Annotated in this window: 6 protein-coding genes; all 6 read left to right on the top strand. The window is 55.8% G+C overall.

Going from position 1 to position 12,626, the window contains the following annotated elements:
* The first annotated feature begins 48 nt into the window (after window positions 1-48).
* From HMY34_RS10975 to HMY34_RS10950, 6 genes are read left to right on the top strand one after another with little or no spacing between them, the layout of a single operon-like run.
* Window positions 49-3,237 (top strand): DUF2309 domain-containing protein, encoded by a 3,189-nt coding sequence (locus HMY34_RS10975; RefSeq protein WP_202715538.1) that lies wholly within the window; start codon window positions 49-51, stop codon window positions 3,235-3,237.
* Window positions 3,230-4,786: a proton-conducting transporter transmembrane domain-containing protein gene (locus HMY34_RS10970; protein ID WP_202715537.1), complete on the top strand. Its 1,557-nt coding sequence runs from the start codon at window positions 3,230-3,232 to the stop codon at window positions 4,784-4,786. The genes HMY34_RS10975 and HMY34_RS10970 overlap by 8 nt, the downstream gene beginning before the upstream one ends.
* Before the next feature lie 13 nt (window positions 4,787-4,799).
* Window positions 4,800-8,039, top strand: a complete 3,240-nt coding sequence (locus HMY34_RS10965; RefSeq protein WP_202715536.1) for a putative inorganic carbon transporter subunit DabA — start codon at window positions 4,800-4,802, stop codon at window positions 8,037-8,039.
* Window positions 8,032-9,591: an NADH-quinone oxidoreductase subunit 5 family protein gene (locus tag HMY34_RS10960; RefSeq protein WP_202715535.1), complete on the top strand. Its 1,560-nt coding sequence runs from the start codon at window positions 8,032-8,034 to the stop codon at window positions 9,589-9,591. The genes HMY34_RS10965 and HMY34_RS10960 overlap by 8 nt, the downstream gene beginning before the upstream one ends.
* A 5-nt stretch (window positions 9,592-9,596) precedes the next feature.
* Window positions 9,597-11,132, top strand: a complete 1,536-nt coding sequence (locus tag HMY34_RS10955; protein WP_202715534.1) for a complex I subunit 4 family protein — start codon at window positions 9,597-9,599, stop codon at window positions 11,130-11,132.
* Window positions 11,132-12,625 carry a complex I subunit 4 family protein gene (locus HMY34_RS10950; RefSeq protein ID WP_202715533.1) on the top strand — a complete coding sequence of 498 codons (1,494 nt, stop codon included), beginning with the start codon at window positions 11,132-11,134 and terminating at the stop codon, window positions 12,623-12,625. The genes HMY34_RS10955 and HMY34_RS10950 overlap by 1 nt, the downstream gene beginning before the upstream one ends.
* The last annotated feature ends 1 nt before the right edge of the window (window position 12,626 follow it).

Here is a 12,626-nt window from a genome sequence, read left to right as displayed (position 1 = left end):
CCGTTTCGCAATGGAAACGGTAACGCAGGTATCGGGGGGAATGATGCCGTGAGTGGGGGTATTTTCCAGCACTTACTGGAACATTTGGAACACGTCTTACCCGGTCAAGCACCCCTGCGGGATTTCGTGCACCACAATACCCTGCACGGTTTTCAACACCTCCCTTTCCCAGCAGCGCTCAAAGCGGCGCATGACATTACCGGCGCTTACGGCTATTTGCCCAGCGAAAAATTCCGCGAGTATTTTCAGCGTGGGCGCATCACCGCAGATGATTTGGACTCGGTATTGCAAGCCGATTCCGGCCTGAATAGCGTAGAAACTGTATTCAATCGCGCCGCTAACGGTGCAGCGGTTACACGCGGCGATATTTACCGCACCGCCCTGATTCACCCCATTAAACCGATTAGCCCCAGCGAATTTGTGTGGCAAGTGGAAGAAAACCGGGTGCTGGAACGTGACGGTGAATTGTGGTCAGCGTGCCTGAGTGCATTGCAACTGGATCATCATCTGCTGCATTCCGAAGACTTACTCAACTTTTCCCCTGAACGTGCCGCCCGTTTGTTTGCCGCCGAACTCGATGCGCAAGGCACGGGCATTCACGAGCGCGTGGCTCAAGACGCACAGCAGCAATTACTCCGCCTCACCCAGCAAGTCGGTGAAACGCTGACCTTACGTGACTTATTGCAAGCGGTGACGGGGGAAGACATCCTCCACGACATCCGCCCCTTATTCCTCCGGCAAGTCGCCTCTTGGCTGGATCAAGGCATGGCGGCTTGGCACAACGGCACGGCGGGCAGCAGCTTTTTCACCGCATGGCGCAATACCAGTGAAGACGACCTTACCAGCACCTTGGAAGGGTTAACCGATTGGAGCGAACACCTCAATTCCCTCCCCGATACGGCTGAAGCCGCGATTATTGCCGAATTGCAACGCATCGGTATTCCCAAAGAACACTGGGAAAGCTACCTGGAACGTCTTGCCTTGGAATTGCCCGGCTGGTCGGGCATGTTCCTGTGGCGCGATCAACACCCCGGTTACGCGGGCATCACCACGCCACACGTCCACATGCTCGACTATTTGGCGGTGCGTTTGAGCATGGAACACCTGTTTGCGCGGCGCTTATGCCGTCAAATTTGGTGGATGGAAGCCAGCCTTAGCGATATTCGCGGGCGATTTCGGCGACATCCCACCGAATTTTGGGTGCGTTACTACACCTTTAACCACCGCCTGCCCGAATATTTGCTCACCCCGGCACAACAATTGATTCGTCACAGCCGCCCGCGTGTTAACGAAGAAGCGCAGTGGGAACAATTGGCGCACCAAATCTGGACGTGGGCGCACAGCCCCGCGAATGCCACCCTGCAAGGCTGGAACGCTTACGCGCACGGCTGGCGCTTATTTCGCTTGGCGCAACATCTGGCGTTGGATGCGGCAACGCTACACCAACTGAACCACACGCAACTTGAAGTTATTTTCACCTGTCTCGACGCACTGGATGCCGAACACAGCGGTTTTCTGTGGCTGCAAGCGTATGAACGCCATTACCGCGAGCAAATCTTCAACGCTATCATTAATAACCACGGGCGTGGCACTTGGCAGCAACGCCACCAACGCCCGCAAGCGCAACTGGTGTTTTGCATGGATGAGCGCGAAGAGGGTATTCGCCGCCATCTGGAAGAACTCAACCCGCACATCGAAACGCTGGGCGCGGCGGCATTTTTCAACCTGCCCATGAACTGGCAAGGGCTGGACGACAAAACCGTCACCAAACTCTGCCCTGTACCCGTTACCCCGGTGCATTTGGTGCGCGAAGTGCCAGCGGATGCAGCAGCAGAATTGCAACGCCAACATGCCCTACGGGTCGGGTGGCGTAAACGGCTGTTTGCCCACTTGCAACACGTTACCCGGCATAACTTGCTGCTTGGCACCGTGAGTCAAATGGCACTCGCACCCGCCTCGTTGGGTGTCATGTTAGGCAAATCCTACCTGCCCTTGGGTTTTGGGCAATGGGTGAAACGCTTGCGCCGCAAAGCCGATCTGCCGATTCCGACCAAGCTAGAGTTTATTGCTTTGCAGCCGGAGCTGACCCGTTCCAGCCAGCAAAACCAGATGGGCTTCACCGACGCGGAACAAACCGAAAAAGTCGGCGGGTTCTTGCGCATGATCGGGCTAACCGATGGCTTCGCGCCGCTGGTGGTGATTATGGGACACGGCTCTACCAGCCAAAACAATCCCCATGCGGCGGCGTATGAATGCGGCGCGTGCAGCGGTCGCCACAGCGGGCCAAATGCACGGGTGTTTGCGGCAATGGCGAATCGCGCTGAAATCCGCACGCTATTGGCAGCGCAAGGCATTCACATCCCCACCGATACCTGGTTTGTGGGCGCAGAACACGATACCTGCGACGAACACATTCCTTGGTTTGACACCGACAAAGTACCCGCCGCGTTGCAGGATGCGTTGCACACCTTGCAAGCCAGTTTGACCGAAGCGGCGCGGCATTCCGCGCACGAACGTTGCCGCAAACTGGCCTCTGCCCCACGTCAACCGACGCTGGCACAAGCGGCGGCGCACATTGCCAGCCGTGCCGTCGATTACAGCCAAGCCCGCCCGGAATTGGGTCATGCCACCAACGCTTGCGCCTTGATCGGGCGACGCGCCGTGACGCGGGGTAGTTTTCTGGATCGGCGCTGTTTCCTGATTTCGTATGACTGCACCCGCGACCCGGATGGCAAGATTCTGGAAAATATTTTGCTGAATGCGGGGCCGGTCGGCGCGGGCATTAACCTCGAATACTATTTTTCCACCGTGAATAACGACCGCTATGGCGCTGGCACGAAAGTTACCCACAACCTCACTGGGCTGTTTGGGGTCATGGAAGGCGTATTCAGCGATTTGCGTACTGGTTTGCCGCAGCAAATGATTGAAATCCACGAGGCGATGCGCTTGCTGGTAATCGTGGAGGCGAAAGCGGCGATAGTTGGTGAGATTTACGCACGGCAAGCGCCGTTACAGGAATTGATTGGTGGCGGGTGGCTGATGGTGGCGGTGAAAGACCCGGATAGTGCGGTGATTGATTTGTTTGTGCAGGGAACGGGGTTTGTGCGCTGGGAGGGAGAATTGCATGAGTTGCCGATGGTGGATAGGTCGGCGGAGTGGTATTCGGGGGATTATGGGCATTTGTCACCGGCGTTGGTGACGGCTAACGCCGTTTCCCCGGAGGTTGCTCATGCCTAACAGCTTACTCCTCCTCATCCCCGGCCTCCCCTTCCTCGCCGCCCTGTGGATTGTCCTCGGCTTTATCTTCGGCTGGAATCGCGGTGAAAAAGGCGAACGCGAAACCGCGCTGGTCGCTGTCACTGCCAACACCCTCAGCTTGCTGGCCATGGTCGCGCTGGCGATTTACGACTTTACCCACGGCGCACCCGGTCATGTGATGTTGTTTCCGTGGCTGCAAAGCGGCGATTACCAAGCCTCGGTCAGCTTGATGCTGGATACGCTCAGCTTAAGCTTTGGCGTGGTAATGGCGACGATTACGTTGGTGGTCACGCGCTTTTCGGTCAACTATTTGCACCGTGAACCCGGTTTTCGGCGCTTTTTCATTGTGATGTCGCTATTTTCCTGCGCCATGTTGCTGATTGTGCTGTCGGGCAGTGCCTTGCTGGGCTTTATTGGCTGGGAAATGGCGGGAATCAGTTCCTACATGCTGATTGCGTATGCCTGGCAGCGCGAAACAGCGGCGGAAGGCGCTACCCGTGCGTTTGTCACCAACCGTTTCGGCGATACCGGTTATTTGTTCGGCATGTTCATTGGCTTTAGCTGGCTGGGCAATGTTGAGTGGAATGTATTGTTTGGCGAAAAACCCGATATGTCCGGCATGGTAGTGGGCTTGATGAGCATGGGTTTCATGCTGGCAGCGCTGGTAAAATCGGCGCAATTTCCGTTCAGTGCGTGGATTACTCGTGCGTTGGAAGGCCCCACCCCATCCAGCGCAGTATTTTACGGCTCGATCATGGTACACGCGGGGATTTACCTGCTGTTACGCCTCGAACCCTTGCTGGAAGAATCCCCCCTGTTGGGCAACGTGCTGATTCTATTAGGCATACTCACGGTGCTGTACGGCTGGTTAGGCGTGCAAGTGCAAACTGACATTAAAAGCTCGCTGATCTTTTCCACCCAACAGCAAACCGGGCTAATGCTGATTGAAATCGGGTTCGGATTTTACACCCTCGCCGCATTCCACATGGGGCTACACGCGATTTGGCGGGCTTACCAATTCCTGCATTCGCCCTCGTTTTTGCAACAAACCGAATGGGAACCCGCCAAACCCGCTCCCGCTTGGCTGCGCAAACGCCGCTGGCTGTATACTGCCGCCCTGCAACGTTTCTGGCTCGTACCACTGGAAAACTGGTTGCTGGTACGCCCGACCCAAGCCCTCGCGCACGAAGTGCAAACCTTGGATAGCCGCGTGATTGACCGCCTCACCGGGACACCGTCGCACAGCAATATGCTCTCCACCTTGGCCGAAATGCAGGACTTCCAACAAGGCAAATTGCGGCTGGAAAGCGGCATCGGCACGGGTTCAGGCTTGCTGGGCAAGCTGATGCAATGGGTGGCAGAACGCTTTGAATGGCTGGAAGACCGGCTGTTATTACAAAAAGGTGGCGGCAAACTGGGGCGCTATTTGCAGCAATTGGGCGAATACCTCGATTTGGTTGAAGAGCTGCTCACCCAACCGCGTTACCTGATTTTATTGATAGCGGCTACCCTCGCCGTTATTTTGTAGGAAACAATAACACATGACGAATCACAGTCAGTCACACGACGCACAACGTGACTATTTGCGTGAAGCCATTGCCGGTCTGAATGCGGTGCTGCCGATTCAAGCGCCGCTGCAAGATTTTGTGCATTTTAATCCGCTGGAAAATTACGAATACCTGCCATTCGCCGAGGCGCTGCGCACCGCTCACGCTCACAGTGGCTCACTGGGCTATTTGCCGAACGGCGAATACCGCCGGTTTTTCCGCGAAGGGCGCATCAATCGCCACGATATTTTCAGCGTACTCGCCACCGAAGCCGATAAAGCGGCTGACCGCGACATTTACCTCACCGCGCTGGCGAATAATATTAAGCCGATTACCTTCCAGCAAATGCGTTGGCAGGTGGAAGAAAACCACGCGCTGGAACGTTTTCAAGCCGATGTTGCCTTTGAGCAGCGCGAAAAATTACTCGAAGCCGCCGGACAAGACGAAGCCGTCGCCATCCGTGCCTTGTGGGAAACCTGCCTGCAAAAGCTGGAACTGCACTACGATTTGCCGCACCCCGAAGCCTTGCTCAACCTGCGCCTCAGCGACATTAACGGCATCTGGGATCAAATCAAGCAACAAGGGCAAATCGGCGCCAGCATCCCCGATGCAGAAAGCTTCATCCACGCCGAAAGCCGCCACCTGCTGCATGATTTGCTGGATCAGGTCGGCGAAACCCTCACCCTGCGTGGCTTACTGAGCAAACTTACCGCTGTTGACGTAATGGATTCGCTGCTGCCGCTGCTGGATCGCCATCTGGCAAGCTGGCTCGACCAAGGCATTGCCGCCTTCCGCTCCCAATCCAACGGATTTTACACGCATTGGCGCGAAGCCACCCTCAACGACCCCACCCTCACCCTCGCTGGCATGGACGATTGGGACGATTACCTGCGTTCTCTGCATCACGACCCGCTGGAAACCATCCACCAAGAAATGATGCGCCTTGGCATCGACAAAGCCCATTGGGGCGGCTACTTGCGGGTATTGGCACTGGAATTGCCGGGCTGGTCAGGCATGTTCAACTGGCGGGCGAAAAACCCCGGCTATTACGGTTTAACCACACCGGTGAGCATGGAAGATTACCTCGCGGTGCGTTTGGTGCTGGAACACATCTTCTGCCGTCACGTTGCCCGCGACAACTGGCAAATCGACGCCAGCACCACCGGCATTCGCGGTTATTTCCATCAGCATCAGGATGAGTTTTTTGTTCGCTACCACGCCTACAACACCACCTTGCCGGAATTCCTGCAACAACTCGCTCAGCAATTCTTAAGCAGCCAAGAAGACATTCAACCCGCTGACTGGCATCAACTCGCGCACCAAATCCTAACTTGGAACCTTGCGCCGGAAACCGTGATCCCCGTCGGCACGGACATTTACCGCAAGGCTTGGCGCTTATTCCACCTTGCCCAACACTTAGGCATGGCCGCGCCGCAAGTGGCGCAATTGGAAACCCCGCGCATCAAACGCCTGCTGGCAATTCTGGAAGAGCTCGACGACCCCAACACCAGTGGCTACTTATGGCTGCGGGCGTATGAACACCATTACCAAGAAGAAATTTTCAGCGCGTTGTTGAACAAACACGCGGAAGAACCCCCGCCTAACCTCTCTTCCCCGCCCAATGCGCAACTGATTTTCTGCATGGATGACCGCGAAGAAAGCGTGCGCCGCCATCTGGAAGAACTCGCCCCCGACCTCGAAACCTTCGGCGCGGCAGGCGTATTCGGCTTACCCAATAACTGGCGCGGGCTGGATGCACCCCGTCCGCTAAAACTGGCACAACCCGTGGTGACGGCGGTTCACGAACTCCGCGAAGTTCCCGCCGCGAACGCCCAACGGCGCTTACCCGCCCACCAACGCCGCCAACGCTGGCTCAATTGGCTGCACAAGCTGAAAAATCACCGGATGCGCCACAGCGTCATCGGCACGACCTTGGCATTACCGTTACTCGCCCCGTTTGCCTTGCTGGAAATGGTCGGGCGCAGCGTCATGCCCGCCGCCTACCAACGCTTCATCAGCAAGGTACAACGCCAAACCAGTGTGCCACTCAAAACCCGCGTGGCTTACACCGCACAAGACGCATTGGAATGCCCCAGCAAAGACCACAACCAACAAGGCTTCAGCGCCGAGGAAAAAGTCACCAAGGTTGCCACTTTCCTCAAACTCACCGGCTTTACCAGCGGCTTTGCGTCCTTGGTAGTGCTCATGGCACACCGTTCGCGCCATTTGAATAACCCGCACATTCTCGGCTACGGTTGCGGCGCGTGCAGCGGGCGCTTCGGCGGCCCCAATGCGCGTGCCTTTACCAGCATGTGCAATGAACCGGAAGTGCGGGCGCAATTGGTCGCGCAACACGGCATTCACATCCCTGACGGCTGCTGGTTCATCGCCAGTGAACACGATACCACCAGCGATGCCATCGACTGGTTTGACACCGATTTGATTCCCGCCAGCCATCGCAGCGTGTTTGCACATGTCCAGCAAGCCACCGAGCAAGCCGTGCGCTTATCCGCGCAAGAACGTTGCCGCAAATTTGCCTCTGCCAGCCCGCACCTGACCCCGCTTCAAGCCAAGCGGCATGTGGAAGGTCGCGCCGCTTCCCCCGATCAGGTACGGGCGGAATTAGGGCATCAAGGTTGTGCGGTCGCCTTCATTGGGCGGCGGGAATTGAGCAAAGGGATTTTCTGGGATCGGCGCTCGTTCCTGATTTCGTATGACCCACACAATGACCCCGATGGCAAAATGTTAGAAGCGCAATTGCAAGGCAATGGCGTGGTCGGGGTCGGGATTCAGATGGACTACTACTTTTCGCGGATGCAAAACGGCTACTTCGGTTCCGGCAGCAAAGCCACCCACAATCTCACTGGCTTGTTTGGGGTCATGGAAGGCGGCGCGAGCGATTTACGCACCGGGCTGGCACAACAGATGGTGGAATTGCACGAGCCGATGCGCTTACTCGCAATTGCCGAAGCCGAGATTGATACCTTGGTGGCGATTTACCAGCGCCATGATTACTTGCGGCGCTTGCTGGACAATGGCTGGGTATTGCTGGCAGCAAAACCGCCGGAGCGTAACGAAATCCATGTGTTCCAACCCGGCAAAGGCTTTGCGCAATGGCAAGGCGAAATTCATCAATTGCCAAGGGTACAGCATTCGCAGGAATGGTACGCGGGGCAACGCGGGTATTTGCCGCCCGCTGCGGTGCGCAATACAGCGGAGGTGACACATGGCTAATGGCTGGTTATTACTGATTCCCGGTTTGCCCTTATTAGCCGCTGTATTGGTGGCGCTGAATCGGGTATTGCGTTGGAATCGCTGCGAAGCGAGCGAACGCCTCAGTTCACAGTTGGTGCTGGGTGCGGGCTTGCTGAGTCTGGTCTTGGTGTTGTGGGCGGATGGGCAATATTTATTGCACGGTAGCCAACACGTCATGGTATTGCCCTGGTTACACAGTGGCGTCTACAACGCCAGCATCAGTTTCATGCTGGATGGTTTGAGTTTGAGCATGTCGACCTTGGTAGCGGTAATTACGCTATTGGTGACACGCTTTTCGGTGAATTATTTGCACCGTGATTGCGGGTTTCAGCGCTTTTTCATGGTGCTGGCACTGTTCACCGCTGCGATGCAATTGATTGCTTTGTCGGGCAGCGCGGTGCTGGCGTTTGTGGGGTGGGAATTGGCCGGTGCGAGTTCTTACCTGTTGATTGCGTATAACTGGCAAAGCAAAACCGCAACCATCAATGCGACGCGGGCGTTCGTCACCAATCGGCTGGGGGATGCGGGCTTTTTGCTGGGCATGTTCATGGCGTTTTTGCTGTTCCGCAGCACCGAATGGAACGTGATGTTAGTGCCGCAAGCCGAGCAGTCGAGTTTGCTGATTGGCGTGGCGGCGTTTGGCTTGATGGGTGCGGCCTTGGTGAAATCGGCGCAATTTCCGTTTTCGGCGTGGATTACCCGTGCGCTGGAAGGGCCTACGCCGTCCAGTACGGTGTTTTACGGGTCATTGATGGTTCATGCGGGCGTGTTTTTATTACTGCGGATTCACCCGCTGCTGGAACAAGCCCCTGCGTTGCAATATTTGCTGCTGGCAGTCGGTGTCCTCACGGTGTTGTATGGCTGGCTGGGTGGCTTGGCACAAACCGATATTAAAACCTCGCTACTATTTTCTACCTTGGCACAAACCGGCTTGATGTTGATCGCGATTGCGCTGGGCTGGTATAGCTTGGCTCTGGTGCATCTGGTGTTGCACGCGGTGTGGCGGGCGTATCAATTTTTGCATTCGCCCTCGTTTGCGCTGCACACCCAATGGCAGGCGGCTCCCGCTGTTCCAGCATGGCTGGGGAAACGGCGCTGGTTGCACAATGCGGCCTTGCAACGTTTCTGGCTCGACCCGCTGGCGGATTGGTTGCTGGTAAAACCCACCGTTGCCCTGTCGCAGGAAGCACAAATCTTTGACGGGCAAATCCTCGACAAACTCAGCGGCACACCGGGACATCACAGCGGCATTGCTACCCTCGCGGATATGCAAGCCATGCAGCAAGGGCGCTTACGGGTAGAAAGCAGTATCGGCATTGGCTCTGGGCTATTCGGTAAGCTCATGCAGTGGATCGCCGAACGGCTGGAATGGTTTGAGCAACGCTTATTGCTGCAACAAGGCGGCGGCAAAGCCAAATCCATTCTGGATACCTTAGGGCGTTATTTGGATAAGATTGAACGCCTGCTCACTCAACCGCGTTATCTGGTGTTGCTGATTTTGGCAACGCTGGTCGTTATTTTTCAGGGGTAATGCCAATGACATTTTCGGAAATTCCGGCAGCATCACCGTTGTTGACCATGTTGCAACTGTTCCCGCTGTTGACCGGGCTGGTGTTAATTAAGATACGCGGCAATGCGGCAGTGGCCTTGGCAGGCATTATGGCGCTGGCGCAAATGTTGCTGGCGGTAAGCTTGTATGCCAAGTTTGATGTGAATCAAGCGGCGGGGGTGATGCAGTTTGCGGAACGTTTCCAGATACTCGGCGCGTTTCACTACCACGCGGCGGTGGATGGCATCGGGGTCATGTTTGTGTTGCTGACCAGCTTGATCAGCCTATTGAGTGTGGCGTTTATTCTGGTGCGGCGTTTGCACGAAAGTTCGATACTGGCAGTGATGATGATGATTCAGTCCGTCATTACCAGTCAGTTTGTAACGGTGGATTTGCTGTGGTTTACCTGTATGTCCTTCCTCGAAGTGGTCATGGTGGCGTATTTGACCAAGCGCTGGCCGACGTTCCACGACATTCAACCGACCTTGGCGCGTTACCTGCAATTCATGGTAGTGGGCTTATTGCTGCTGGTGTTTGGCACGCTGGTGTTGGGCTGGAATTACGCCGATGCGAATGCCGGACGCTGGAGTTTCAGCCTGTATGAGCTGGCAACCCTCGGCTTTGGGGCGCACGATATGGTGGGAACCTTGGTGTTCTTCGCCCTGTTTTATGCAATGGCGGTACGGATTCCGTTATTCCCGTTTCACGGCTGGCTACCTGCGTTTATGTTGCACGGCAATGTGGCGGTCGCACCGATTTACTTGCTGGGCTTGAAAGTGGGGGTCTACGGGCTGTTGCGCTTTGTATTCCCGATTGTGCCTCATGCGGTGTGGGAATGGCACATGGTCGCCACCGTGTTCGCCGCTACCGGGGTGTTTTACGCCGCATTTTTGGCAATGCGTCAGCAAACCTTACGTGAATTGTTGGCGTTTGCGGTCATTAGCCATACCGGAATTTTGACGATTGGTTTATTTAGTTTGCATCGCATGGCGTTTGAAGGCGCTGTCTTGCTGGCGATGAATTTTGGATTGGCGATCACTGGCTTGTTACTGATGACCGGCATGGTGTGGCAACGCACCCGCACCACGCGCTTAACCAAGCTCGGTGGGATGATGGATTACATCCCAATTGTGGGCTTGGCATTTCTGGTGGCAGGCTTGGCGATTGTGGGAATGCCGGGAACACCGGGGTTTGATGCGGTGCATTTCGTGTTGGAAGGCTCGATTAAACGCTTCGGGGCGTTGGTGACAGTCGCTGCGGCTTTGGGCAACTTGGTGGCGGCGGGCTTTTTGTTACGCGCTTTCCAACAGGCGTTTTTAGCCAATCCGGGGGTGGATACCAAACGGTGGGATACCAACCCCACTTACCCGGCGGAAATGCTGATGGCAAGTATTGTGATTGTGGTAACGGTAACGGCGGGGTTCTATTCCGCGCCGTGGATTGCATTGATTGATCAGCCCATCCAAGGTTTGGCGGGGCTGTTTGCAGAATACACGGGCGACGTTCAAGGGGGAGAACATTGATGGATAGCTTAACAAGCATGGATTTTCCTTGGCTCAGCCTGTTACTGCTGATGTTACCGTTGGGCGCAATCTTGACCGCATTCATGCCGGGCAAAGAAGCTCGCTTGGCGGCGTTGACCACGGCGGTACTGACATTGGGGGTGGCGCTCATTATCGTAGCGGGATTTGATCCGCAGCAGGCGGGATTCCAATTTGTGGAAAAAACCCCCTGGATGCCGAGTTTGGGGATTCATTACCTCTTGGGGGTGGATGGGCTATCGGTCTTGTTCCTGCCATTCACCGCGCTGTTGTTCATTGGGGTGATATTGGCGTCCTGGAACGCGATTCGCACCATGACACGCCTGTATTTCGCGCTATTGCTGGTGTTGGAATGCACCATGATGGGCATTTTCACCTCGCTGGATACGATTTTGTTTTTCCTGTTCTGGGAAATGACTTTGCTGCCGCTGTTCTTCCTGATCAGTTTGTGGGGCAGCGGTGCGAATCGGCGTTACGCGGGGGTGAAATACAGCTTGTTTATGTTGGCGGGTGGCTTGCCAATTCTGCTGGGGTTTGTGGTGCTGGCGATGAATAATTCCACGGGGATGAGTTTTGCCTACACCGATTTATTGCAAGGTAGCCGTGAATACGGGGTGCAGGTGACGGTGTTTTTCCTGTTGCTGGTGGGGTTTGGGGTGAAAATTCCGCTGTTCCCGCTGCACACGTGGTTGCCGGTGGTCGCGCAAGAAGGGCCTGCTACCACCGTGGCCTTGCTGACGGGTTTGAAAGTCGGGGCGTATGGGTTATTGCGCTTTGGCTTGCCGCTGGTGCCAGATGCCGCCTTGGAATTCCGCTGGATTCTGGTGGGTTTAGGAATGATTGGGGTGTTGTATGGCGCGGTGGCGGCGTTGAGCCAAACCAGTTTGCGGCGCATGTTGGCGTTTTCATCCTTAAGCCACGTCGGGCTAGTGGTATTGGGGATTGCCGCGTTTAGCCCGCAAGGGATGCAGGGCGCAATCTTCCAGTTGCTGAACTTTACGCTGATTGCGGGTGGCTTGTTTTTGATTACCGGCTTTTTGCATCAACGCACCGGCTCGACGGAATTATTGAGTTTGGGCGGAGTAGCGAAATCCATGCCCTTGCTGGCATCGCTGTTCTTCTTCCTCGGTTTGGCGGGAATCGGAATGCCAGCCACCAGCGGTTTTCCGGCGGAATTTTTGCTGATCGTGAGTATTTTGGAAGTACACACCGGCGCAGGTTTGGTGGTGTTGTTTGTGGTGATTTTGGGGGCGGCGTATTTCCTGAACTTCTACCGCAAAGCCTTTCTGGGTGAAGCGCGTCACGACATTATCCGTGACGCACCTGACTTGAAGCCGCGAGAACTGGGTGTCCTGCTGCTGATAGTTATACTGGTGCTGGTGTTCGGCCTTTATCCACAGGGGATGTTGGATATGACCGAAACCAGCAGCCAGTATTGGGTGAGCTTGATGCTGCCAACGGATACGTCACCGTAAC

Origin of the sequence: Thiothrix subterranea (assembly GCF_016772315.1) — a bacterium.
In the GTDB taxonomy this organism is placed as follows: Bacteria; Pseudomonadota; Gammaproteobacteria; order Thiotrichales; family Thiotrichaceae; genus Thiothrix; species Thiothrix subterranea.
The sequence above is the reverse complement of the archived record's forward strand: the minus strand, read 5'-3'. Positions and strand labels throughout refer to the sequence as shown.